Source organism: Caballeronia hypogeia (assembly GCF_001544875.2).
GTDB classification, from domain to species: Bacteria; Pseudomonadota; Gammaproteobacteria; order Burkholderiales; family Burkholderiaceae; genus Caballeronia; species Caballeronia hypogeia.
This window is the reverse complement of sequence record NZ_FCOA02000009.1, coordinates 20,368-44,497: the sequence shown is the minus strand read 5'-3', so window position 1 is coordinate 44,497 and position 24,130 is coordinate 20,368. Positions and strand designations below refer to the sequence as shown.

Annotated in this window: 26 protein-coding genes; 13 read left to right on the top strand and 13 right to left on the bottom strand. The window is 64.8% G+C overall.

All coding sequences use genetic code 11. From position 1 onward, the window contains the following. The first annotated feature begins 5 nt into the window (after positions 1 to 5). Positions 6 to 1,034, top strand: a complete 1,029-nt coding sequence (locus AWB79_RS15535; protein WP_061168310.1) for a S1C family serine protease — start codon at positions 6 to 8, stop codon at positions 1,032 to 1,034. 63 nt (positions 1,035 to 1,097) lie between these two features. Here AWB79_RS15535 and AWB79_RS15530 read toward each other — a convergent pair whose 3' ends face one another. Next, entirely contained in the window at positions 1,098 to 1,388 is a 291-nt protein-coding gene (locus AWB79_RS15530; protein WP_061168467.1) for a hypothetical protein, read from the bottom strand. A 228-nt stretch (positions 1,389 to 1,616) separates the two neighbouring features. Here AWB79_RS15530 and AWB79_RS39520 point away from each other — a divergent pair, with 228 nt between their 5' ends. Beyond that, entirely contained in the window at positions 1,617 to 1,790 is a 174-nt protein-coding gene (locus AWB79_RS39520) for a hypothetical protein (RefSeq protein WP_157695788.1), read from the top strand. Between the two features lie 59 nt (positions 1,791 to 1,849). Here the strand turns inward: AWB79_RS39520 and AWB79_RS15525 are convergent, their stop codons facing one another. Further along, positions 1,850 to 2,224, bottom strand: coding sequence for a hypothetical protein (locus tag AWB79_RS15525; protein WP_232470913.1), 375 nt, complete (start codon positions 2,222 to 2,224; stop codon positions 1,850 to 1,852). A gap of 262 nt (positions 2,225 to 2,486) precedes the next feature. Between AWB79_RS15525 and AWB79_RS15520 the strand changes: the two genes are divergently transcribed. After that, positions 2,487 to 2,930, top strand: coding sequence for a hypothetical protein (locus tag AWB79_RS15520; protein WP_061168309.1), 444 nt, complete (start codon positions 2,487 to 2,489; stop codon positions 2,928 to 2,930). Positions 2,931 to 2,942: 12 nt separating this feature from the next. Here the strand turns inward: AWB79_RS15520 and AWB79_RS15515 are convergent, their stop codons facing one another. Then, complete coding sequence (locus tag AWB79_RS15515) at positions 2,943 to 3,155, bottom strand: hypothetical protein (protein WP_157695787.1); 213 nt, start codon at positions 3,153 to 3,155, stop codon at positions 2,943 to 2,945. 376 nt (positions 3,156 to 3,531) lie between these two features. Here AWB79_RS15515 and AWB79_RS15510 point away from each other — a divergent pair, with 376 nt between their 5' ends. Beyond that, a complete protein-coding gene (locus tag AWB79_RS15510) occupies positions 3,532 to 4,473 on the top strand; it encodes a DMT family transporter (protein ID WP_061168307.1) in 942 nt (313 codons plus the stop codon). 58 nt (positions 4,474 to 4,531) lie between these two features. Here the strand turns inward: AWB79_RS15510 and AWB79_RS15505 are convergent, their stop codons facing one another. Next, positions 4,532 to 4,747, bottom strand: a complete 216-nt coding sequence (locus AWB79_RS15505; RefSeq protein WP_082862379.1) for a helix-turn-helix domain-containing protein — start codon at positions 4,745 to 4,747, stop codon at positions 4,532 to 4,534. 628 nt (positions 4,748 to 5,375) lie between these two features. Here AWB79_RS15505 and phaP point away from each other — a divergent pair. Next, positions 5,376 to 5,942 (top strand): TIGR01841 family phasin, encoded by a 567-nt coding sequence (gene phaP, locus AWB79_RS15500; protein WP_063963505.1) that lies wholly within the window; start codon positions 5,376 to 5,378, stop codon positions 5,940 to 5,942. Between the two features lie 58 nt (positions 5,943 to 6,000). Here phaP and AWB79_RS15495 read toward each other — a convergent pair whose 3' ends face one another. The 4 genes from AWB79_RS15495 to AWB79_RS40805 are packed head-to-tail and all read right to left on the bottom strand — an operon-like array spanning position 6,001 to position 8,478. After that, positions 6,001 to 6,369 (bottom strand): DOPA 4,5-dioxygenase family protein, encoded by a 369-nt coding sequence (locus tag AWB79_RS15495; RefSeq protein ID WP_061168465.1) that lies wholly within the window; start codon positions 6,367 to 6,369, stop codon positions 6,001 to 6,003. Between the two features lie 35 nt (positions 6,370 to 6,404). Beyond that, a complete protein-coding gene (locus AWB79_RS15490) occupies positions 6,405 to 6,806 on the bottom strand; it encodes a hypothetical protein (protein WP_061168304.1) in 402 nt (133 codons plus the stop codon). Next, entirely contained in the window at positions 6,803 to 8,353 is a 1,551-nt protein-coding gene (locus AWB79_RS15485; RefSeq protein WP_232470912.1) for an FAD-binding oxidoreductase, read from the bottom strand. The genes AWB79_RS15490 and AWB79_RS15485 overlap by 4 nt, the downstream gene beginning before the upstream one ends. Continuing rightward, positions 8,350 to 8,478 (bottom strand): hypothetical protein, encoded by a 129-nt coding sequence (locus AWB79_RS40805; RefSeq protein ID WP_269767957.1) that lies wholly within the window; start codon positions 8,476 to 8,478, stop codon positions 8,350 to 8,352. Before AWB79_RS40805 ends, AWB79_RS15485 begins: the two co-directional genes overlap by 4 nt. 155 nt (positions 8,479 to 8,633) lie before the next feature. On the opposite strand from AWB79_RS40805, the gene AWB79_RS15480 reads away from it, so the two are divergent. From AWB79_RS15480 to AWB79_RS15465, 4 genes are all read left to right on the top strand, one after another. Next, positions 8,634 to 10,046: an aminotransferase-like domain-containing protein gene (locus tag AWB79_RS15480; protein WP_061168303.1), complete on the top strand. Its 1,413-nt coding sequence runs from the start codon at positions 8,634 to 8,636 to the stop codon at positions 10,044 to 10,046. A 42-nt stretch (positions 10,047 to 10,088) separates the two neighbouring features. Beyond that, a complete protein-coding gene (locus AWB79_RS15475) occupies positions 10,089 to 12,410 on the top strand; it encodes an ATP-dependent DNA helicase (protein WP_061168302.1) in 2,322 nt (773 codons plus the stop codon). Between the two features lie 120 nt (positions 12,411 to 12,530). Next, positions 12,531 to 13,034 carry a hemerythrin domain-containing protein gene (locus AWB79_RS15470; protein WP_061168301.1) on the top strand — a complete coding sequence of 168 codons (504 nt, stop codon included), beginning with the start codon at positions 12,531 to 12,533 and terminating at the stop codon, positions 13,032 to 13,034. 107 nt (positions 13,035 to 13,141) lie between these two features. Next, positions 13,142 to 13,876 (top strand): 2OG-Fe(II) oxygenase, encoded by a 735-nt coding sequence (locus AWB79_RS15465; RefSeq protein ID WP_061168300.1) that lies wholly within the window; start codon positions 13,142 to 13,144, stop codon positions 13,874 to 13,876. 14 nt (positions 13,877 to 13,890) lie between these two features. Here the strand turns inward: AWB79_RS15465 and ribA are convergent, their stop codons facing one another. Further along, entirely contained in the window at positions 13,891 to 14,559 is a 669-nt protein-coding gene (gene ribA / locus AWB79_RS15460) for a GTP cyclohydrolase II (RefSeq protein ID WP_061168299.1), read from the bottom strand. Positions 14,560 to 14,726: 167 nt separating this feature from the next. Next, complete coding sequence (locus tag AWB79_RS15455) at positions 14,727 to 15,422, bottom strand: NADPH-dependent F420 reductase (RefSeq protein ID WP_082862376.1); 696 nt, start codon at positions 15,420 to 15,422, stop codon at positions 14,727 to 14,729. Between the two features lie 227 nt (positions 15,423 to 15,649). Here AWB79_RS15455 and ahpC point away from each other — a divergent pair, with 227 nt between their 5' ends. Together ahpC and ahpF are read left to right on the top strand one after the other, a co-directional pair. Beyond that, the gene (gene ahpC / locus AWB79_RS15450; protein WP_061168298.1) at positions 15,650 to 16,213 is read left to right on the top strand and encodes an alkyl hydroperoxide reductase subunit C; all 564 of its coding nucleotides are present in this window, start codon (positions 15,650 to 15,652) and stop codon (positions 16,211 to 16,213) included. A gap of 147 nt (positions 16,214 to 16,360) precedes the next feature. Continuing rightward, entirely contained in the window at positions 16,361 to 17,947 is a 1,587-nt protein-coding gene (ahpF, locus tag AWB79_RS15445) for an alkyl hydroperoxide reductase subunit F (protein ID WP_061168297.1), read from the top strand. Positions 17,948 to 18,005: 58 nt separating this feature from the next. On the opposite strand, the gene AWB79_RS15440 is transcribed toward ahpF, so the two are convergent. Continuing rightward, the gene (locus AWB79_RS15440; protein WP_061168462.1) at positions 18,006 to 19,274 is read right to left on the bottom strand and encodes a sensor histidine kinase; all 1,269 of its coding nucleotides are present in this window, start codon (positions 19,272 to 19,274) and stop codon (positions 18,006 to 18,008) included. A 212-nt stretch (positions 19,275 to 19,486) separates the two neighbouring features. Then, the gene (locus AWB79_RS15435; RefSeq protein WP_061168296.1) at positions 19,487 to 20,404 is read right to left on the bottom strand and encodes a LysR family transcriptional regulator; all 918 of its coding nucleotides are present in this window, start codon (positions 20,402 to 20,404) and stop codon (positions 19,487 to 19,489) included. Between the two features lie 102 nt (positions 20,405 to 20,506). On the opposite strand from AWB79_RS15435, the gene tam reads away from it, so the two are divergent. After that, on the top strand, positions 20,507 to 21,286 hold the full coding sequence (gene tam, locus AWB79_RS15430) for a trans-aconitate 2-methyltransferase (protein WP_061168295.1): 780 nt from the start codon (positions 20,507 to 20,509) through the stop codon (positions 21,284 to 21,286). An 11-nt stretch (positions 21,287 to 21,297) separates the two neighbouring features. Here the strand turns inward: tam and AWB79_RS15425 are convergent, their stop codons facing one another. After that, positions 21,298 to 22,233 carry a LysR family transcriptional regulator gene (locus AWB79_RS15425; protein WP_061168294.1) on the bottom strand — a complete coding sequence of 312 codons (936 nt, stop codon included), beginning with the start codon at positions 22,231 to 22,233 and terminating at the stop codon, positions 21,298 to 21,300. A 152-nt stretch (positions 22,234 to 22,385) separates the two neighbouring features. On the opposite strand from AWB79_RS15425, the gene AWB79_RS15420 reads away from it, so the two are divergent. Next, positions 22,386 to 23,969 (top strand): aldehyde dehydrogenase (NADP(+)), encoded by a 1,584-nt coding sequence (locus tag AWB79_RS15420; protein WP_061168293.1) that lies wholly within the window; start codon positions 22,386 to 22,388, stop codon positions 23,967 to 23,969. The last annotated feature ends 161 nt before the right edge of the window (positions 23,970 to 24,130 follow it).

The window sequence follows — 24,130 nt, the reverse complement described above, 5'->3', positions numbered from 1 at the left end:
CGCACATGGGAAGCCGGCCTCAATTCATCGACGACCTTGCGCGCGGCGCGCAGGACGCCGCGCAATCCGCCCCGCTCGACGATTCCGCGCTGCTCGACGCTTATTCGCGCACGGTCATCGGCGCGCTCGAGCGCGTGCAGCAAGCAGTGGTGTTCATCTCCGTCGAGCGCCAGCTCGCCGATCAGCGCGGCGCGCGCCGCAATGTCGGCGGCACGGGCTCGGGATTCATCTTCACGCCGGATGGCTATCTGCTGACCAATAGTCACGTCGTGCACGGCGCGACGCATATCGTCGTCACGCTCGCGGATGGCGCGCGTTTCGACGCGGACCTCGTCGGCGACGACCCCGCGAGCGATCTCGCGGTGCTGCGCATCGGCTCGCCGGAGCCGCTGCCGCATGTGGAACTGGGCGAATCGGGCAGCCTGCGCGTCGGGCAGATCGCCATTGCCGTGGGCAATCCGCTCGGACTCGCCCAGACCGTCACCACGGGCGTCGTGTCCGCGCTCGGGCGTTCGCTGCGCTCCACCGCCGGCCGCATGATCTACGACGTGATTCAGACCGACGCCGCGCTCAACCCCGGCAATTCCGGCGGTCCGCTCATCAATTCGGCGGGACAGGTGATCGGCGTCAACACGGCGATCATCGCGGGCGCGCAAGCCATCTCGTTCGCCACCGCGATCGATACCGCGAAGTGGGTCATCATGCAGATCTTCGCGTACGGCCGCGTGCGGCGCGCGTATATCGGCGTCGCGGGCACGACCACGCCGATCTCGCGGCGCGTGCAGCGCTTCTTCGGGCTCGCGGCGGCGAGCGGCGTGCATGTGATGGAGATCGTGAAGGACAGTCCGGCGGCAATCGGCGGGCTGAGAACGGGCGATCGCATCGTCGCCGTGGATGACATTACCGTCGACAGCGTGGATGGCCTGCAGCGCACGCTGGATGCATCGCGCATCGACCGTGCGGTGAAGATCGCGGTGCTGCGCGGCACGCAGAAGCTCGATCTCGAAGTAACGCCCGTCGAGCAAACCGGATGACGTCGCGGCGGCGCCTGCGTGTCGCGCCCGCGCCGCCGCTCTCGCCACGTTCACCGCTTCGCCTCATTTTCTGCCGCCAGTCTCCCGCGCAGGCTCCCACGCGCTCCCCGTGCTTCGTTCCGGCGCGCCCGTGAATACGTCCGCGAGACGCTCGCGCAGCAAGGCTGCATCGCGCCGCGAGGGCTCGTCTGTCGATGTCTCCATCAACGCATCGATGCGCCGCTGCCAGTACTCGGGCCGCATGACGGCATGACGCGTCTGCGGGCCGCATCCGCTCGTCGCGAGGCGCTGCAGTTCCGCGATCATCCGCCCGATGTGCGCGAGTTCCTCTTGCGCGTGCCGATCGGCGCTCACAGGCTTCTCCTCGACCCGCGCTTGGCTATCGGCGCGGGTTCCATGACTGCAAAACGATGCCGGCAACGGCTTTATTCCAGTGCGCGGAGTCGCGCAAACGAAAGCGTATCGACGGCTATGTGCGCTAACGCCCGGTCGCGGCCGCGCGGCTACGGCTTAATGCAGAAGCAGCAGGCAGCGCGCACACGATGCTGCCCTGTCGGGGAAGGTCCTGGAAAAAGGATTGCCATGAACAAGCACAAGAAAAACCAGACGGCGCCGCGCCGTGCAGCATTCGGCTGCACCGGCAAACAACTCGACGCGATTCTGCGTTTCGCCGAAGAGCACAAGCTCGAACATCAGCCGCTGCATTTCGTCGTCGCCGAATACTGGCGTTGCGAGGCGCGCGCGAAAGCGGCCTGAGCGATTGGTTCGCCGATCCATTCGCGACGCCCCCGCAGCCGCGGCATGCGGGCGGCATGCTATTGCCGCGAGAGCACCCGTTCCTTGAGCACCCAGATCGCGGTCGGCACCGCGTAGTAGCCGCTTACGTTGCCGGTGACGAGCTTGCCGGTCAACTGGATGCGCGCATTCTCGGTCGGCGTGGCGTCGATGATCTGCACCGCCGACACATTCGACTGCTGTCGCCCGCTCTGCCCTGCGCTCGCGCTCAGCACGCAGACCGGGCTCGACAAAGTCAGCACCCAGGCCGTCTTCGCGGAGACATCGCCCTCGTGTGGCGCTTGTCGAGCGGCCGTGCCTTCGAGCGTGACGACGTCGCCATCGTTGTAGCAGGGCGCAGCGGTGGCCGCCCCTGCCACCAGCAGGAACAGCCAAGCACAGGCTTTGCGCATCATTCGAACCCCGCGAAGGGCGCGTCGCGTGACGCGCGGTTTCGTGAAAAGAAGCTCAGGTACTTTAGGTGATAGCGGATGGGGTCGCAACCGCGCCGGCTTTGTCGGTGAAACGCGCTGCCCGCTTTCCAAACAATCATGCGGGAACGGCCGTTGCTCCCAGTTCATCTGACGATTACAACAGCGCGGCGCTCGATCCGCGGCCGCGCACGAAGACATCTGTTGCTCGGCATGCCGTCGAGGCGGACCGACAGAGGGGGCGACGATGAATCAGGTGATAGTTGGAGTGTTCGGTTCCTATCGGGACGGACACGAAGCGCTTCGCGCATTGCAGCTCGCCGGCTTGCGACGCGACGATGCGCACCTTTACCGGGCCGGACGCGGCGAAGTCGATATCGACGCATTGCTGCCGCCCACGCACGACGAAGACGAAGCCGAGTATGTCGCGCATGGCGAGCATCAGGGTGTGATCGGTGCGCGCAATCGCTTCGTGCCGGGCGAATCTTCGCCGCGACGCATGCCTGAGCCCAAGGCGCCGCATGCGCCAGACGACGCGACGCCGCAGCGCACCTTGCTCGTGATCCGCATCACCGACGACATCAAGCCGCTCGCTGTCGGTGAGCTCCTGCACGAGCATGGTGCTATCGCCGTGAAAGACGCGAGCGGGCACTGGCGCTTCTCGCCATTCAGGAATCCGTCCGGCATGTGACCGGCACGAGCGTCAATGCATGCCCGGATGCGGCTTGCGCGGGCCGATGAGCGCGTCGCCGCCCGACTGCGCGCGCTCGTCGTCTTCCTGAACTGCGTCGTCGGCTTCTTCGTTCGCGAGATCGCGCACCTCCTGCGCCGCCGCAGCCGCGCGCAAACGGCTGCACTGCGCCGAATGCCGGAAGGTCGCGAGCATGCGTACGACTTCGCGTGTTCTGGTTCTCATCGTTGCCTCCCTCGAAGCAGTTGAGAAACTACTTTAAGTGTAGGCGGCAAATTGATGTTGGCAAAGGATGCGGGTGAAACAATCGTAACGCGCGATAACGCCGACGCCGACTCCCCGCAGACGCCCGCGCGCGGTGCCGACGCTGCCCTTAACGAACCGTCTAGTTAATTTTGTCGGGCAGTGACACGCGCACAACACGTCCGAAAAGAACTTTACTGTCGCCTTGCCAGCGACCTGCGATGCCGGGAGAATTGAAGCAACGGTGTAAAAGCCGTTCTTTCCTGAATGCCGTCAGCAGAAACGCCGGGCGTCGGCCCATCGAATCCAGTCTGACTGGACGCGTCGTTGGCGCTGCGGCGAACCCCACGAGAACCCGATGGCAACCTTAGAGGGCAAGGCGCGATACCAGTTTGATACCGATAACACCGGAGCTGGAATCGCCATCATGATCCTGACGACGGCGACCTTCGCGGCCAGCGATTCCACCGTCAAGCTGATCGGCACCGCCGTCCCTCTGCTCGCACTGCTCTGGGTGCGTTATCTGTTTCAGATGGTCGTGATGGGCGTCTGGCAAGTGCGGCGCGGCGCGTTCGGCCTGTTCCGCACGGGCAGCGTCAAGCTGCAGATCGTGCGCGCCGTGCTCCTTCTTACCAATTCCGCATGCACGTTCGCCGGACTACGGCATCTGCCGTTGCCCGTCACCACGTCGCTTGCCATGCTCGCGCCGCTCATCTCCACCTTGCTCGCCGCGCTCCTGCTGAAGGATCACGTGCCGCGCAGCAAATGGGCGATGGTCGTGCTCGGCTTCATCGGCATGCTGCTGGTGGTACGGCCCGGTGGTAGCCAGTTCACCTGGACGGTCGTGTATCCGATCGGCGCGGCGACGACCTTCGCGTGCTTCCAGGTGGTGTCGAGCCATCTCTCGCGCGTCGACGACGCCATCACCACCAACTTCCTGACGGCGCTCGTCGCGACGGCGGTGCTGTGCGTGCTGGTCTGGATGGATCAGGCCGAAACCTTGCCGGCGCTCGCCCAAGTACGGGTGGTGAGCTGGCTGCAAGTGATCTTCATGGCGAGCATGGCCACGTTCGGCCACGGCCTCATGTTGCAGGCCTTGCGGCGCGCGCCGCTTTCGATTCTCACACCGTTCTCTTACGGACAGCTCGCGTTCGCCGCCCTGTTCAGCTGGCTGCTGTTCGGCCAGGTGCCGGACCAGTGGATGGCCATCGGCATGTGCGTGATCGCGGCGAGCGGCATCGGCACCATGCTGCTGCATGGACGCAAGGCCGCGGCGGCGGAATCGGCAGCAAAAGTCTGAACGTTCGGAAAAACGTGACGCAGGCGGCGCAGTTCAATGCGAGACGCCGCCAGCGGGATCAGTTTGGCTGATGCGCGTGCTGCGCCTGGCCCGTGCAGAGCCAGTGCGGATCGATATCCAGCGCCTTGGCGATACGGTTGAACGCGGCAAACGGCGGAACCGTGATGCCGCGCCGCCAGAACTGCACGTCGTGCTCGCTCACCTCGAGCCAGCCAGCGGCTTTCGCGGAACTGATGTTGGCCTTCTGCAAGGCCCGGTCGAGTCGCGCGGCCATGGCGCGGCGCAGGGTGTTGTCTTCGTGACTACGTTCAAGGTGGCCAAGGGTTTGGGAATGTCGCCCCATTTTCTTCAAATCTCTCAGTTTTATATATTTTGCCGTTCAGCGCCGGCTCATTCGCGCGAGGATGGATCCTACGCATTTACGATGACGAGGCAGTGACAGGAAAACCGGTCAAAACACCTGCCTGAAATCATCAATTCGCGCGTGTGTTGCAGTGCGAGATTTTTTCAACTATCGCATCAATTCGTCAACTGGGGAAACAACGCATTAGCCACATTTTGACTTAGGTGTTTACCAGAGGATGCCCGATTGGGCCTGCCACGCGTGCGCACAGCGAACGTGCATTCGTAATCCGACCGGACGGGATTGTTGCTGAGATTGAAAGATTCACGAAAATAATAAGGTCGTACCCACTTTGTCGTAGACGATTACGGTATTCCAGCTTTAATAAGCGGGCTTATTTACTGTTTAAAGCAATCATTTTTGATTTTGGGCATCATGTTTTAAAGTCAAGCGGGGAAAACGTAATTGACACTCCGCGCGCTTTCCTTAAAATAGTGCATTCGCTGCACTGCACAAATTCATCGCGTAATCAATTGGCAACTTCCTTATGGAGTCGAGCATGAGCAGTCTTGCACCGGAAAACGTCATCGCAACGCAGAAGGAAGGATTGGATACGACCTTCGGTCTCGCCGCCCAGGCCGTCGGTGGTTTCGAAAAGCTGGTCGACCTGAACGTGCGCACGATCAGGACCGCGCTCGACGAACATCAGGCTCTCGTCGCCCGGTCGTTCTCGGTGCGCGATCCGCAGGAATTCTTCGCGCTCCAGAACCAGCATCTGCAGGACAGCGCGAAGCGCGTGCAGGCGTACTGGATCGGCGTCTATGAAATCGCCACCGGCGTGCGCGGCGGCTATCTGGAAGCGGCCCAGGACCAGATCGAAAAGTCCCAGCGCAACGTTCAGGCGTTCGTCGAAAGCCTCGCGAGCCATGCGCCCGTGGGCAGCGAAGCAGTCGTGAGCGCGTGGAAATCGGCGATCGACGCCGCCACGGAATCCGCGAACTCGGCGTACGAAGCCGCTAAGAAGGCCGCGCAACAGGTCGTCGAAGCCGCGCAGAACGACGCCTCCGTCGCCAGCCAGACGGCCGTGCGCGCCGTGCCGACGCGAGCGGCCAGCGCCCGGAAGTAAGCAGGTTTCAAACAGGAAAAGGCGGACGCGATCCGCCTTTTTCTTTTTGCGCGTCGATTCAGCCGATCAGTTTCGACAGGACGAGCTCATGCGAGCGCCCGATCCACACCGCCGAATCGCGATGATCGCGCAGCGCGTCGCCCGTATTCGGATGCATGAAGACGTCGAGCGCGCCGTGATTGAGCGCGAGCCACGCGAGCATCGGCGCGAGCAGTTCACCGCCGAATCCCAGCTGGAACGACCACATTGGATGCGGGCCGACCGGACGTTCGTGAAAACGCCCGAGGCGCAGCGCGCCGCCTTGCAGTTCGCCCGCAAAATGCGCTTCGATGACCAGCCGCAGCGCCCAGGCCGCGTCGCGGCTCGCGGCGTCGAAGTAGACGTGTGCATGCCAGTCGACAATCGTGCGTGTATCCGTGACTCCCATCATTTCATCCGCGCGCGGCAATATTGAGACACGTGTCATTCTAGCGAACCGGATCGCGTAACGAAGCCCGCGCTTTCAGCCGATTCCAGCATCCAGCGCACCGCGCCCCCGAGCCACATGCGCTGCGTCACGCGCATGCCGTTTTGCGCGCCGAGTTGCGTCAGGACGAAAGCATCGGCGCCGCGCGTCACACCCGCGATCGCGCGAGCGCGCGACAGGCGCTCGAACCACAACCAGCCCGCATCGCCGCACAGCGGTTCGATGCGCGCGCCATGAACCAATGCGCGCTGCACGAGCGCGGCGCTGCCAGGCAAGTCTTCGTCGATGACCCAGATGCGCGGCGATCCTGCGCGGAGCGTCGTCGCGCCCGCGAACGCAGACAGCAACAATCCCGAAGCGCCGGTGGCGATCAGAAACGCGCGCCGGGTCGTGGTCATGGCGCGCCTCCGCCGGATGTTCGCTTCGCAGGCCAGATGCCCTGCTTGCCCGGCGACAAGACGCCGTTCGGATCGAGCGCGTGCTTGATGGTTTCGGACAGCCGCATCAGCGCGCGATCGTTGAAGTCGTATTGCGCGGCGGCCAGGTCCATGAACGCCAGATGCGTCCGATATTGCCCGTAGCCCGCCGCGCCCGCCTCGCGAATCAGCGTTTCGATCAGTGTGCCGGCGGCGCGCGACTGTTGCGGATCGTCGCGGTCGAAAATCGCCGCGAAAATGTGATGCATCGCGCGCTCGCCCATCGTGAAGCCGCCGTAATAATCGAAGCCGGACTGCGCGGCGCGCTCGCGCACCATGCGAGCCTGCGTCGCGGCTTCGCGTCCGAGCGGCGCGCATATCGGCGAGAAATCGACATGCGCGCCCGAACCGCCGCGCCAGTTCAGCAGATTGAACGCCTCCATGTTCGGAATGCCGACCTGCGCGCGATCGCCGCCGCCTTCGGGCTCGACGGACGCATCGCGATAAGGCATCTCGAACAGCGTCGCGCCCGCGATATCCGCAAAGCGCGCATGCACGATATCGCGCCGCGCCTTCACGAGCGACAGCGGTCCGTACAGGCAGAAACGCAGATTCCAGCGTCCGATGCCGATCTTGCGCGCCATTGCGTCGATGGCTTCGTCGGGCATGGCGCCGGGACCGTCGTACCAGTCCTTGCGCGTCGACACGCCCGCCGCCCAGCGCACCGCGCTTTCGATCACCGCATTGCTCTGGATCGTGCCGTCCATCCTGAGCGGACGCAGCGTATCGACGACGCGCTCCAGATCGTCTTCGCGCGCGAACGCATAGCGGCAGATCATGTAGCCCTCGGGCGCGGGCATGAGCCACACCCCGAGCTTCGTGACGACGCCGAAATTCGATTGCATGAACATGCCGTCGTAGGACGGCCCGAAGCCGCTTTTGAAGACCTGCCAGTCGCGGCTCGCGGACATCGCGCCCATGCCGGTGCGTACGATATCGCCATTGGCGAGCACCACTTCCATGCCGCACTGCTGCGCCGCGTGGTCGCCGTAGGGCGTCGTGCCGTAGCCGCGTTCCAGCGTGTTGCCGATGACGCTGCCCCAGCCGGCCGCGGGCGGATCGAGCCAGAAGCGGCGCGGCGTGCCGAGCGCGCGATGCAGGTCGTAGTAAGTCACGCCCGGTTCGACGAGCGCATGACCCAGCGTCTGGTCGATCTCGATGATGCGTTTCATGCGCCGCAAGTCGAGCACGACGCTGCCGTTCACGCGCGGCTCGGCGCCGCCGTACGCGAAGTTGCGGCCGGTCGAAACGGTCCAGAGCGGCACGCGAAACCGGTTCGCGACCGCGAGCGCGGCGCGCACGTCTTCCACATTCGACGGCAGCACCACGGCGGATGGCGCGTACGACGCGGCATCGCCGGGCGCGAACGGATCGGCGTAGGACGACACATCGCCCGACAACACCGCGTCGGGGCCAAGCGCATCGGCGAAGGCCGCGAGCGCCGCGTCCGATACAGCCTGCGTGCTCAATATCCGCCGCTGCTGCCGCTGGTCGACGACGCGCCCGATGAGCCACCGCTGGCATCGGTCTGACATCCCGCGAGCAATCCGGCGAGCAACGCGAACACGACTGTCGCGATTCTGGCGAGCTTCATGAAATCACCTCCGAAAGAAACGAAAGAGACAGGCGCGGCGATTGAGCCGCTTGCTCTTTAAACGCGCGGCGGCGCGTCGATATTCCTTCGCCGGGCGTGTGAGACAATTTCGCGCCGCGCAAAGCCTTCGCGCGTTCTTTCAATCGAGCCACGCGATGAAGCGCTATCAAGCCCTTGCCGACACGATGGCCGCCGAGATTCGCGCGGGCCGCCTGCCGGTCGGCACGCGCCTGCCTTCCGTGCGTCATCTGACGACGCAATACGGCGTCGGCCAGTCGACGGTCTTTCGCGCGTATTACCTGCTCGAAGAATGGGGTTTGATCCGCGCGCGCGAACGTTCCGGCTATTACGTCGCGCCGGGCGCCGGGCTTCCCGCACCCGCGGGCACGCCGCCCTCGCCGCTGGCGGAGCCCGCGCCCATCGACGTGAGCAGCCTCGTGTTCTCCGTGCTCGATGCGGTGAAGCGTCCGGATGTCGTGCCGCTCGGCTCCGCGTTTCCATCGCCGAAACTGTTTCCGCTGGCGCGTCTTTCGAAGTCGCTCGCGCACGCCACGCGCATGCTCGATCCGTGGAGCACCGTGGTCGACATGCCGCCCGGCAACGAACCTTTGCGTCGGCAGCTCGCGCTGCGTTACATCGGCATGGGCATCGCACAGCCGGTCGAGGAGCTGATCGTCACGAACGGCGCGATGGAAGCGCTCACGCTCTGCCTGATGGCCGTGACCCGCCCGGGCGATGTCGTCGCGATCGAATCGCCGTGCTTTTACGCCGCGTTGCAGGCGGTCGAGCATCTCGGGTTGCGCGCGGTCGAGATTCCCGTCGATCCGCGCGAAGGGCTCGATCTTGACGTGCTCGCCGAAGCGCTCGACAAGCATCCGGTGCGCGCGTGCTGGTTCATGACCAACTTCCAGAATCCGACCGGCGTCACGCTTTCCATCGATAAAAAACGCGCGCTCGTCGAACTGCTCGCGAAGCACGAAGTTCCGCTGATCGAAGACGATGTCTACGGCGAGCTGCATTTCGCGCAGGATCGTCCGCCGCCCGCGAAAGCCTTCGACACGAAAGGTCTCGTCATGCATTGCGCGTCGCTTTCGAAGACGCTCGCGCCGGGCTACCGGCTCGGCTGGGTCGCGGCGGGACGTTTCGCGGACGCGATCCGCCGTCTCAAGCTGATGACGAGCATCTCGACCAGCATTCCGATTCAGGCGGGCATCGCCGACTATCTGCAGCATGGCGGCTTCGACAAGCATCTGCGCAAGCTGCGCGGCGCCCTGCTCGCACAACGCGGCGCAATGGAGACCGCCATCGCGCGCTGGCTGCCGGCGGAGATCGCGTTCGCGCGGCCGGACGGCGGCTATTTCCTGTGGCTCGAGTTGCCCGGGCACGTCGATGCGATGCAGTTGCACCGGCAGGCGCTCGCGCGCGGCATCAACGTGACGCCGGGGCCGATCTTTTCCGCGCGTCACGCGTTCGGGAATTGCGTGCGCATCAACTTCGGTCATCCATGGTCGACGCAAACCGAAAGCGCGATGAAAACGCTCGGAGAACTGCTGCGCGCGCCGTCCTAGATAGCGCTTTTGCGCCATCCGGCGCATGCTAGACTGCTGTACATGCATACAGTATCCGAGCCCGCCTACACCGTCGCCGTGCGCGCGCTGTGCGAGTTCACCGCGAAACAGGGCGATCTCGATCTACGCTTCACGCCGACGCCGAGCGCGCAGGAAGGCGTCGCGGGCCACGTCACCGTGACGAACCGGCGCCCTGCCGGATACCAGAAGGAAATCTCGCTTTCGGAAACGTACGGCCCGTTATGCGTGCGCGGCCGCGCCGACGGCTACGATCCCGCGCTCAACCGCCTCGAAGAGATCAAGACGCATCGCGGCAAGCTCGAAAAGATGCCGCAGAACCATCGGCATCTGCATTGGGCGCAGGCGCGCGTGTATGCGCATCTGATGTGCCGCAAGCTCGGGCTGGACGCCATCGAGATCGCGCTCGTGTATTTCGATATCGCCGATCAGGGCGAGACCGTGCTCGTCGAAACGCAGACGGCGGCCGCGCTCGCCGCGCATTTCGAGGCGCAGTGCGAGCGCTTCATCGCGTGGGCGCGGCAGGAACTCGAACACGGCGCGGCGCGCGACGAAGCCCTGAAGACGCTCGTCTTTCCACACGCGGATTTCCGCCCCGGCCAGCGCGCGCTCGCCGAAGCGGTGTATCGCGCGGCGGTTTCCGGCCGATGTCTCGCCGCGCAAGCGCCGACCGGCATAGGCAAGACGGTCGGCACGCTGTTTCCGCTCCTGAAGGCGTGGCCCGGCCAGCGCATCGACAAGATCTTCTTTCTGACCGCGAAAAGCGCGGGCCGCCAGCTCGCGCTCGACGCGCTGACGACGCTCGCCGCCAGACCCTTGCGCGTCGTCGAACTCGTCGCGCGGGACAAGGCTTGTGTGTATCCGGATCGCGCGTGTCACGGCGAATCGTGCCCGCTCGCGCGCGGCTTCTACGATCGCCTCGCCGCCGCGCGGGCCGACGCGCTCCAGTGCGCGCAACTCGATCGCGCGTCGGTGGCGGAAGTCGCGCGTCTTCATGAAGTCTGTCCGTACTATCTGAGCCAGGAATTGTCGCGCTGGGGCGACGTGATCGTCGGCGACTACAACTATTACTTCGACACCAGCGCGATGCTGTTCGCGCTCGCGGAGGCGAACCGCTGGCGCGTGGCGGTGCTCGTCGACGAAGCGCACAACCTCGTCGAACGCGCACGCGGCATGTATTCCGCGACGCTCGATCAAAGCGCCTTCAACTCGATGCGTCGCGGCGCGCCGCCGTTGCTCAAGAAAGCGCTCGGCCGCGTCGCGCGAAGCTGGAGTGAGACCACGCGCGAGCAGCACGCGGCCGGCACCGAATACGCGGCGCACGCGGAGGCGCCCGAGCCCTTTCTGAACGCGCTCGGCCAGGCCGTCTCGCTGATGACGGAAACGCTTGGCGAACAACCCGACGCCTTCACGCCCGACACCCTGCGCTTTTATTTCGATGCCGTGCATTTCACGCGCATCGCGGAGCGTTTCGGCGCGCATTCGATCTTCGATATCACGCTCGCGGGCGAGCCTTCGATCGCGAAGAAGCGCAATGCCGTGCTGTGCCTGCGCAACGTGATTCCCGCGCCGCATCTCGCGCCGCGTTTAGCGCGCGCGCACAGCGTCGCGCTGTTTTCGGCGACGCTCACGCCCGCGCACTTCTATGCGGACACGCTCGGCCTGCCGCCGTCGGCGGTGCGCATCGAGGTCGAATCGCCCTTCACCGCCGATCAGCTCGACGTGCGCGCCATCGCCGATGTCTCGACGCGCTATCGCGACCGCGAACGCTCCGTCGAGCGCATCGCCGACCTGATCGCCGCACAGTTCTTCCGAAGCGAGGGCAACTACCTGAGCTTCTTCAGCAGCTTCGAGTATCTCGGGCAGGTGGCGCAGGCGCTCGCGGCGCGTCATCCGTCGATTCCGTGCTGGCAGCAATCGCGCGCGATGAGCGAAGCGGCGCAGCGCGAATTCCTCGAACGCTTCGCGCCGGACGGACGCGGCATCGGCTTCGCGGTGCTGGGCGGCGCGTTCGGCGAGGCGATCGATCTGCCGGGCACGCGGCTCATCGGCGCGTTCGTCGCGACGCTCGGCCTGCCGCAACTGAACCCCGTCAACCAGCAAATGAAAGCGCGCATGCACGAGGCCTTCGGCGAAGGCTACGCGTACACGTACCTTTTTCCCGGTCTGCAGAAAGTCGTGCAGGCGGCCGGACGCGTGATTCGCGGACCGCTCGATCGCGGCGTCCTCTATCTGATCGACGACCGTTTCGCGCGCGCCGAAGTTCGGCGTCTGCTGCCCGCCTGGTGGCAGGTGAAAGTGCTGCGGCAACGCGATCTCGGCTTTTCGAAGGAATCGACTATTTAGACGCGCAGGCCGAGGCCGTTAACTGATCCAATCGCGGGCATTCGCTTTGCTTCTCTTCGGCACCTCAGGAACACACAGATGTTCTTACCGGGCCGCTAGAGCCCTATCTGGAGAATCCACATGTCTATCGCCCAACCCCCGCGACGTCCGGACGCGCTCGACATGCTCGAAGCCGATCACCGCGCCATCGAACAATTGTTCGATGCGTTCGAACGCGCGGATGCGAAGGATTTCGAACGCAGGAATACGCTCGCGCAGCGCGCCTGCGAGTTGCTGACGATCCACTCGATCGTCGAGGAAGAAATGCTGTATCCGGCCGCGCAACAGGCGCTCGGCGCGCACGAGCGAATTGACGTGGACGAGGCCTATGTCGAGCATTTCCTCGTCCAGACGCTGATCGAGCGATTCGCGAAGCTGCGCGCCGGCGAGGACGGCTTCGACGCGACCTTCAAGGTGCTCAAGGAAAACACGACGCATCACATCGAGGAGGAAGAATCGACGCTGTTTCCGGAGGTGCGCAGGACGCAGATCGATCTCCTCGCGCTGGCTCCGAAGATCGCCGCGCGGAAGACCGCGCTGCAGGCGCGCATCGCCGAGGCCGCGATGGCAACGATGGAGCACTGACGCATCCCGCGCGCAAGTCGACGAATTGCGCAGCAAGACCCGGAGTGCGCGCGTGGCGCGCGCGGTGCACACTGCGAGGCAAACTCACGCACATCCGGAGAAACGACATGAAGGTGCTGGAACGCGCGACCACCACGAATCCGGGAGAACGCATCGACGCGCTCGACTGGGCCGATCTCGGAGCGCAGCTCGACAGTTATGGCTGCGCCACCGCGACGGGGCTGCTCTCACGCGAAGAATGCGAGGCGCTCGCCGCGCTGTACGACCGCGAAGGCATTTTCCGCAGCCGCGTGGTGATGGAGCGCCATGGCTTCGGGCGCGGGGAATACAAGTATTTCGCCTATCCGCTGCCCGACGCCATAGGTGACGTGCGGCGCGCCGCCTATGCGCATCTCGCGCCGATCGCCAACCGGTGGAACAACGTGATGGGCATCGAGACGCGCTATCCGCGCGAGCATGCGGCGTTCGTCGAGCGCTGTCATCGCGCGGGGCAGACGCGGCCGACGCCGCTGCTACTGCGCTATGCGCCCGGCGACTTCAACTGCCTGCATCAGGATCTCTACGGCGAGCACGTCTTTCCAATCCAGATGGCGATACTGCTTTCCGCGCCCGGCCGCGATTTTTCCGGCGGCGAGTTCGTGATGACGGAGCAGCGTCCGCGCATGCAGTCGCGCGCGGAAGTCGTGCCGCTCGCACAGGGCGATGTGGTGTTCTTCGCGGTGCATCATCGGCCGGTGCAGGGCACCCGTGGGCCGTATCGGGTGAACATGAGACATGGCGTGAGCCGCCTCCGATCGGGGCGGCGGCACATGCTCGGGGTGATCTTCCACGACGCGCAGTGAAACCGTAAGGAGCGTTACTCGTTCTCGTCGAAGTAATGCCCGAAGCGCGCCTGCTTCGTCTTGATGTAGCGCTCGTTTTCCTCGCGCATCGGAATGGCCAGCGCGACCCGCTCGCACACGGGAATGTCGTGCTTGAGCAGCGTGTCGAACTTCGACGGATTGTTGCTCATCAGGCGCACCGATTTCACGTTCATCGAACGGAGGATTGCGGCGGCGGAGTCATATTCGCGGGCGTCGTCGGGCAGGCCGAGATGCAGGTTCGCATCGACGGTGTCGAGCCCCTGCTCCTGCAGCGCGTATGCGCGGATCTTGTTCGCCAGCCCGATGCCACGCCCTTCATGACCGCGCAGGTACAAGAGAATGCCGCGGCTCTCCGCGGCGATATAGCGCAGCGCCAGATCGAGCTGCTCGCCGCAGTCGCAGCGGTAGGAGCCGAAGACGTCGCCCGTCACGCATTCCGAATGCAGGCGCGTCAGCACCGATTCGCCGTTGCTCACGTCGCCCATGACGAAGGCGATATGCTCGACTTCCGTGTGCTTCACGCGATACACATATGAGTCGAACGTGCCGTAGCGGGTCGGAATGGTGGCGGTCGCCACGAGTTCGACGTCCGCGCACTCGTCGCAGACGCCGAAGCGCTGTTGCGGGTCCTGCACGTCCTGCGGGGGAGAAGCGGTTTTCATAGTCAATCAGCGAGTCCACGACGCCGGACCAGAGCGTGTTTCAGTCACGCCAGCCCGGTTCGTCATGTTAAAGCCCATCGGGAAAGTTTGCAGATTGTCGCACGGCGCGCGCCGCTTCCCGCGCTTTCCCGTACGGGCGTTCCGCTCTTTGCGTTCGCGGTCTCCAATCAAGCCGGGTTCTCGAACGTGCCGGGGCTTCGGTCCGTTGCGCGCCACTCGGGTTTGCGCAGCGGATCAGCCTCGTGCAGCGCCGCGCGCACGCCGGCCGCGTCGAAATCGCCGGTGTAGACGGGCGTGGCGGGCTGCTGCCGCCAGGAATCGTCGATTTCGCCGGCATCCACCGCATCGAAGCCGATTTCATCGACGAGCTTCATTACGATCGCTTTCGCCTTCGCGTCGTCGCCCGCGACCGGCAGCGCGACGCGCCCTCTGGCGCCTGCCGGCTTCCCTTTGTCCTTCAGATGCGCCGCATAAATATTGTTGAACGCCTTTACGACCGGCCGGCCAAGCTGATTTTCGACCCAACGGCTCTCCGGCATGCCTTTCTCGATGCCGTCGATGCGCCCGTCGCGCTGCTGCGGATAGTAGTTGCCGGTATCGACCACGACGACGCTGGCCGGCACGCCCGCGAACAGATCCTTCGGCAGATCCGGCACCTTCGACTCGGGAATCGTCACGACGACGACATCCGCGCCCTGCACCGCGTCGCGGGCCTCGACGGCCTTCGCGCCGGTCGTCCGCTCGATATCCGCGAGCGACGCCGGCCCGCGCGAATTGGCGATGCGCACGTCGTGCCCGTTCTCGCCGAAACGCAAAGCCAGCACGGAACCGATATTCCCGGCTCCGATAATTCCGATTTTCATGATGCCTCCTGTTGAAATGGAGATGTAAGCCGCCATCTGAAGTTAAAGGTGGACGGAACTCGTCCGCAAGCGCAATGCCTCAAACTGGAAAAGCGCGGGAAAACGAGAAATATCGGCCTGATAGTCTCGGCCTATCTCGACAATAAAATCAATCCACTTCGCAGCAACGATAGCTTTCCTGTATAGTTCACTCACTTCTTCAACACCACTCCAAAAGGAAACTGGTAATGCCGATCATCAACAGCCAAGTCAAGCCGTTCAAAGCAACCGCCTATCACAATGGCGAATTCGTGACCGTCACCGAAGAAAGCCTGAAGGGCAAGTGGTCGGTGTTCGTGTTCTACCCGGCCGACTTCACGTTCGTGTGCCCGACCGAACTGGGCGACCTGGCTGACCGCTACGAAGAGTTCAAGAAGCTCGGCGTGGAAATCTACTCGGTCTCGACCGACACGCACTTCACGCACAAGGCCTGGCACGACACGTCGGACACGATCCAGAAGATCAAGTACCCGATGCTCGCCGACCCGACGCTCGCCATCTCGCGCGCTTTCGACGTGCTGATCGAGGAAGAAGGCCTGGCGCTGCGTGGCACGTTCGTGATCAACCCGGAAGGCGAGATCAAGCTGTGCGAAGTGCACGACAACGGTATCGGCCGTGACGCCGGCGAACTGCTGCGCAAGGTTCAGGCTGCTCAGTACATCGCGAAGAACCCGGGTCAAGTGTGCCCCGCCAAGTGGACGCCGGGCGCTGAAACGCTGACCCCGTCGCTCGACCTGATCGGCAAGATCTAAGCTCGTACCCTCTACGAGTCGTAAGGAATCTGCCGCGAGTCAGCGGCAGGTTCACCCCAAGAAGAAAGCGTTCGTCCGGCGCCGCGAATTTCGCAGCGCCGCGTCGAATCGCGTCTGCAACACCTCAGTCAAGGAACGGACATCGCCATGCTCGACGCCAATCTCAAGAATCAGTTGAAAGCGTATCTGGAAAAAGTCACCCGGCCGATCGAACTCGTCGCCTTCCTCGACGATGGCGACAAGTCGCGCGAGCTGAAAAGCCTGCTCGACGAAATCGCTTCGCTGTCCGCGCGGATCAGCGTCGTCGAGAAAGAGGACGCCGGCGTGCGTCGTCCGTCCTTCACCATCGGCGAGCCGGGCAAGGATGCGGGCATCCGCTTCGCCGGCATTCCGATGGGCCACGAATTCACCTCGCTCGTGCTGGCGCTCCTGCAGGCGGGCGGTCATCCGATCAAGCTCGATGACGCCACCATCGAGCAGATCAGGAATCTCGACGGCGACTTCGCCTTCGAAACGTATTTCTCGCTGTCGTGCCAGAACTGCCCGGAAGTGGTGCAGGCGCTGAACGTGATGGCGATCATCAACCCGCGTATCAAGCACGTCGCTATCGACGGCGCGCTGTTCCAGCAGGAAGTCGAGGAACGCCAGGTCATGTCCGTGCCGATGATGTTCGTCAACGGCGAAAGCTTCGGTTCGGGCCGCATGGGCGTGAAGGAAATTCTCGCGAAGCTGGACACGGGCGCATCGGCGCGCGCGGCGAAAGAGCTGGAAAACAAGCCGGTGTTCGACGTGCTGATCGTCGGCGGCGGCCCGGCGGGCGCGGCGGCGGCGATCTACTCGGCGCGCAAGGGCATCGCGACGGGCGTCGTCGCGGAGCGTTTCGGCGGCCAGGTGCTCGACACCATGTCGATCGAAAACTTCGTTTCCGTGCGCGAAACCGAAGGGCCGAAGTTCGCGGTCGCGCTGGAGCAGCACGTGAACGACTATGAAGTCGACATCATGGACGTGCAGCGCGCCGAGAAGGTCGTGCCGGGCCGCATCAACGAGATTCATCTCGCGAGCGGCGCGGTCCTGAAGGCGAAGACGGTCGTTCTCTCGACCGGCGCGCGCTGGCGCGAGATCAACGTGCCCGGCGAGCGCGAGTATCGCAATCGCGGCGTGGCGTACTGCCCGCACTGCGACGGCCCGCTGTTCAAGGGCAAGCGCGTCGCGGTGGTCGGCGGCGGCAATTCGGGCGTGGAAGCGGCGATCGATCTCGCGGGCATCGTCTCGGCGGTGACGCTGATCGAGTTCGGCACCGAGTTGCGCGCCGACGCGGTGCTGCAGAAGAAGCTGCGCAGCATGGCGAACGTGACCATCATCACGAACGCGCAAACCACGGAAATCACCGGCGACGGCAAGAAGCTCAACGGCATCACCTACACGGATCGCGCGACGGGCGCGTCGCATCACGTCGAACTGGAAGGCGTGTTCGTGCAGATCGGTCTCGTGCCGAACACCGAATGGCTGAAGGGCACGGTCGAGTTGTCGAAGCACGGCGAGATCGTCGTCGATGCGAGAGGCGCGACTTCCGTTCCGGGCGTGTTCGCCGCCGGCGACGTGACCACGGTGCCGTACAAGCAGATCGTGATCGCGGTCGGCGAAGGCGCGAAGGCATCGCTGTCCGCGTTCGATCATCTGATCCGCGCCTCGGTGGAAGACGAAGCAGTGGTCGAAGAAGAAGCGGCGGCCTGAGCATCGATCAGGCGTCGAAGTGACCGGAAGGCGAACGGGGCAACCTGTTCGCCTTTTTTCATGGCGCGCCGGTCGGCGCCTTCGGTTCCAGCGTGATCGGAAACGTCACTTCGAAAACGCTGCCGTGCCCCTTCGACGACTGGAAGCGCAATTCCCCTTCGAGCGTGCGCGACAGTTCCTTGACGATGGCAAGCCCGAGTCCCGCGCCGGGAATGTCGTCTCCGGCGGCGCGCTCGAATTCCTCGAACACGCGCTCCTGATCGTCCTCGCCGATGCCCACTCCAGTGTCGGTCACGCGCAGGCGCCAGCGCGCACCGCTCACGGCGTTGATCGACAGCACGATCTCGCCCGAGGCCGTGTACTTGATCGCATTCGACAGCAGATTCAGCGCGACCTGCTTCACCTTCAGCCGGTTCGAGCTCACCGTGCCGAGCGCCGGATCGAGCTGGCCGATCAGCCTGAGGCCCTTCGCCTCGGTCGCCACGCGGCACGCCTGCATCAGTTCGTCGAACAGGCCGACGAGATCGAACGGCTCGACGGTCAGCACCGAATCGTCGCTGAGCACCTTCGAGTATTCGACCATTTCATCGACGAGCGTCGCCATGTCCGCGACCTGACGGTTCGCGAGCCCGAGCGCGGTTTCGCGCTTCGCGGGAGAGCGCGCGGCGAGTTGCAGCGCCGTCGAGAACACGTTGAGGAAGTTGCGCAGGTCGTGCGCAACGCGCCGCGTGACCTGCATGCGCGTCTCGTACAGATCGCTGATGAGCTTCTGCCTGAGCGTGAGCTCGTAGTTCGCGCGCTCGAGCATGCCGGTGTATTCGTCGATCTTGCGATCGCGCTCGCCGACCGCCTCGCGGATCGACGCGAGCGTGACGAAGCTCACGACTTCATCGGTCATCAGGCGCGCGTGCTCTTCGTCGGCGCGGGAGAAGTCCGCGTGCGCTGACGCGTATTCGCCGATCGCGAGCAGCAGCACCTGGCGGAACAGATCGAGCTCGCGCACCAGCTCATCGACGCGATATCCCTGCTGCCAGCGCCATTGACCATGCTGGCGCGCGTTGCGCTCGATCGCGCCTTCCTGATCGCGCAGATTGTGCGATTCAAGCACGATGCAGATTTCATCGAAGATGCTCGGGAGATGGTCGGCGAGCTGACGGTAGGTGAGCTGGTCGGAATGCTCGACTTCCTGATCGCCGAACACGAGCTTCATCCATCGCTCGGTCAGCGCGGACTGCTGCGCGCGCAGAGCGGCTACGAGACCACCCGGACCGCCCGAACCGCCCGAACCGCCAACATCATCCAAGCCGCCGACCGACGTATCGCTCATCTGCGATTCCCCGAATGCCTGAAGCGCCGCAAGACGGCGCGCATGGTGATATGCAGTCGGAAGCAATGCCGCGATGTCGCGCCGGAGCCGCCCGCCGATGCCCCGCCAGTATAGGACGATGCTCGCGCGCCAAGGGGCAAATTCGAGTGTTCCGCTGGACCTTGCAGCGAGGCGCGCGCGTTGGATTCAGCATTCCCTACAGATCGCGCGGATCATCGCGCGCGTGGCCTGGCGCTCCGGTCATCGGCGGCCTGCGCGAGCAGCATGTCGTAGAGCGCCTGCGCGGCCGGCGACAGCGACGCGGTCCTGCGCGTCACCAGCACGAGCGCGCGCGTGATGGCGGGCTCGACCAGTTCGATCGCCCGCACGGTGGGATACGCGTCTTTCTGGATCGCGAGTCCCGGCACCACGGCGGCGCCCACGCCCTGAGCCACGAGCCCGAGCGCTGTGGAACTGCGCTGCACTTCATAGAACGAATGCAGTTCGATGCCGCTGCCCTCCAGCGCGGCGTCGATAAGCGCGCGGTTGCCGCTCACGTCGCCGGCGAGAATCAGCGGATGGTCGGCGAGCGCTCGCCAGGCGATGCGCCTGCGCCGCGCCAGCGCGTGATTGCGCTGGCATACCAGCACATAGCGATCTTCGACCAGCGGCACGGTATGCAAATCCGGATGATGCTCGCCCGCGATCTTGATGCCGAACTCCACTTCCCGATGCAGCACCGCCTGCGCGACCGCCGACGACGCGTGATCCAGAATCCGGATGCGGTTGTGCGGATGGCGCGCCGAATACGCCTGCAACACGCGCGGCAGATACTGCACGCCAACGGTCGGCACACAGGCGATCGACACATCGCCGCGTTGCGCCATGCCGGTTTCGCGAATTTCGACCAGCGCCGCCGACAGTTCCGCGAGCAGGCGCCTCGCCTGCGGCAGGAAAGTGCGTCCCGTTTCGGTGAGATTCATCGATCGCGTGGTGCGCTCGATCAGCGGCACGCCGAGAAACTCCTCGAGTTTCTGCAGGCGTTGGGTGATCGCCGTCTGCGTGATGTTGAGGCGCTCGGCGGCGCCTTTGAAGCTACCCTGATCGGCGATGGCGACGAAAGCCTGCACGCCCAGCGTGTCGATTTTCATAAGAAAAACCAAATAATCAGCAGCATAAATTCATTTTACGCCGCGTCGCCGCCAGTCCAGAATCGCCTTTGCCCCACCACCAAGCATCGACGGAAATTAGACATGACGACATCATCGGCCGAATGGCAAGCTCGCCAGTACTCGCTGTTCGAAGCGGAGCGCACGCGTCCGGTTCGCGATCTGCTGAACGCGACGCAAGTCGCGAGCGCGCGCAGCGCGGTGGATCTCGGTTGCGGCCCCGGAAATTCGACGGAAACGCTCATCGCCTACACGCCGGAGGCCCGCGTGATCGGCATCGACAATTCGAGCGACATGATCGACGCGGCGAAGAAGCGTCTGCCGCAGGTCGCGTTCGAACTGGCCGACATTTCCGCGTGGCAGGCGCAAGGTCCTTTCGACCTGATTCTCGCCAACGCGGCGCTGCAGTGGCTGCCCGACCACGAGACGCTTTTTCCCGCGCTCGTCGCGAAGCTCGCGCAAGGCGGCCAGCTCGCCGTGCAGATGCCCGACAACCTCGACGAACCCGCGCACCGGCTGATGCGCGACGCCGCAGCCGACGGTCCGTGGCGCGACAAGCTGAAAGGCGTCGAGCGCACAGAGCGTTTTCGGGCCGAACGGTATTACGCGCTTTTGAAGCCGCTCTGCGCGCGCGTCGATGTCTGGCGCACGACTTATCATCACCCGCTGCAGGGTGGCGTCGATGCGATCATCGAATGGTTCAAGGGCACGGCGCTCCGGCCGTTCCTCGCGAAACTCGATGCGCAGGAAAGCGCGGCGTTTCTCGACCGCTACCGTGACGGCCTGAAAACCGCGTACACGGTGCATGACGACGGCGTCGTGCTGCTGCCCTTTCCGCGCCTGTTCATCGTCGCGACGCGCTGAAACCCGCCGCGTCAGTGCGGCCGGCTCTGTTCGCGCAACATCTGCACGAACTGCCGCGCGGCCTGAGAAAGCGCGCCGCCGCGGCGCGTAACGATGCCGTAAGTCTGCGACTTCGACTTCATGCGCACCGGCAGGATCCGCAGCATGCCGTGACCCTCGAACACCTTCGCGACGCTCGCCGGCAGAATCGACACGAGTTCCGCGCTCTCCTGCAGCAGCGTCACCGTCATCAGCGGCGACGCGGTGGAAATGGGATTGGCGGGCATCGGCAGGCCGGCCAGATCGAGTTCGCGTTCGAGCAGCGCGCTCATCGGCATATAGCTCGGGTAAGTCACCCAGCGGTAATGCGCCAGATCCGCGAAGCCGACCTCGCGCGCGCCGGTGCGCTCGTGCCCATGTCCTACGACAATGCACAGCGGCTCGTCCGCGAGCGGCTGATAGTGATATTTCGACGGCTGATCCGACACGCTCGCCCGGCCGATGACGAGATCGACGCGGCCGTCGTCCAGCATCGGCAGCATGCGCGCGCTCGTATCCTCGACGATCTCTATTGCGAGATCCGGATGCTTCGCGTGCATCTCGTTGACGATCGGCGCGACCACGCCCGGCACCGCGCCCATGATCGTGCCGACCGTCAGCCGCCCGCCGGTGCCCGCGCGAATCTGCGCGACTTCCTGGCATAGCGCGTTGAGATCGGCCGCGAGCACGCGCGCGTAGCGCACCACGCAGCGGCCGAACGGATTCGGGATCAGCCCGGTCTTCGCGCGCTCGAACAGCGGCGCTTCCAGCATGGATTCGAGCTCGGCGAGCGCCTTGCTGGCGGCGGATTGCGTCATGGCCATGGCGCTCGACGCCTTGTGCAGGGATTTATGATCGTCGAGCGCGATCAGCAATTGCAACTGCTTCATGCGCAGCCGCGACATGAGCACGTCCAGCGTGTTCTTCATAAGGCCGGGGTGATTCCAAAAAGCGATCAAGCGATGGAAAGGTTTCACTATACAGCCGCCCGCGCGAGGCCGTATAGTCGGGCAAGGTGGCAGTCATCGTACAACTCGCACGACCGGCCGCCGCGAAACATTTCCAGCAAGGACGAGACATCATGCAACTCACTGGCAACCTGCTCATCGGTCAAGCATCGCTCTTCGGCTCGAACGGCACGATCAAGGCCGTCAACGCCTCGACCGGCGCGGCCATCGAACCGGCTTTCGGCGGCGCGACGCTCGCCGACCTCGACCGCGCGTGCGCGCTCGCATGGGCCGCGTTCGACGTCTATCGCGAAACCTCGCCCGAGGCGCGCGCGAAGTTCCTCGAAACCATCGCGCAGAACATCCTCGATATCGGCGACGACCTGATCGAGCGCTGCATGAGCGAAAGCGGCCTGCCGCGCCCGCGTCTCGAAGGCGAGCGCGGCCGCACGGTCGGCCAGTTGCGCATGTTCGCGGACGTGGTCCGCAACGGCGACTTCCTCGGCGTGCGCATCGACCCGGCCCAGCCGGAACGCAAGCCGCTGCCGCGCGTCGATCTGCGTCTGCGTCATATCGGCGTCGGCCCGGTCGCGGTGTTCGGCGCGAGCAACTTCCCGCTCGCATTCTCGGTCGCGGGCGGCGACACGGCGTCCGCGCTGGCGGCCGGCTGCCCGGTCATCGTCAAGGCGCACTCGGCGCATCCGGGCACGGCGGAACTCGTCGGCCGCGCGGTGCAGAAGGCCGTGAAGGACTGCGGCATGCCCGAAGGCACGTTCTCGCTGCTGTTCGACAGCGGCCGCGACGTCGGCCAGGGTCTGGTGGCGGATAACCGCATCAAGGCGGCGGGCTTCACTGGCTCGCGCGGCGGCGGCACGGCGCTGATGAAGATTGCTGCTGCGCGCACGGAGCCGATCCCTGTGTACGCGGAAATGAGCAGCATCAACCCGGTCCTGCTGTTCCCGAACGCGCTCAAGAACCGCGCGGAAGGCATCGCGAAGGCGTTCGTCGGCTCGCTCGTGCTCGGCGCGGGCCAGTTCTGCACGAACCCGGGTCTGGTGCTGGCCGTCGACGGTCCGGATCTCGACAAGTTCATCGAAGCGGCATCGGCGGCGCTCCAGGAAACCGCCGCGCAGACCATGCTCACGCCGGGCATCTGCAAGACCTACCGCGGCGCCGTGGAGCGCGCGGGCGCCCACGCCGACGTGACGACCGCCGCGCGCGGCGTCGAGGCCAAGGGCGAGAATCAGGGCCAGTCGGCGCTGTTCGTGACCACCGCCGGCGCGTTCCGCAAGAGCCACGATCTGCAGGAAGAAATCTTCGGCGCGTCGTCGCTGGTGGTGCGCTGCCCGGACCTCGCGACCATGCTCGCGCTGGTCGAGTCGCTGGAAGGCCAGCTCACTTCGGCGCTGCATATCGACGAAGCCGACTACGCCGAAGCGCGCCGCATTCTCCCCGCGCTCGAGCGCCGCACCGGCCGCCTGCTGGTGAACGGCTTCGGCACGGGCGTGGAAGTCGGCCACGCGATGGTGCACGGCGGCCCGTTCCCGTCGACGGCGGATGGCCGCTCGACCTCGGTCGGCAGCCTGGCGATCAACCGCTTCCTGCGTCCGGTGAGCTATCAGGATCTGCCTGACGCGCTGCTGCCCGAGGCGCTGAAGACGGAGAACCCGCTCGGCCTGAACCGTCGCATCGACGGCAAGCTGGAACTGGCGAAGTAAGTATCGGAGCGTGACCCGACGCGGGCCGTGTGCGCTGACGAAGCGCCACGGCCCGCGTCGTTTTCGCGGCGCCGGAAAGCTGCGCGAAAGGCAATCTTTCCGAACGATGCTTCGGATGCCTGATCGGTTCGTCCTCTCAAACCGGCGACGCCGACCACGCA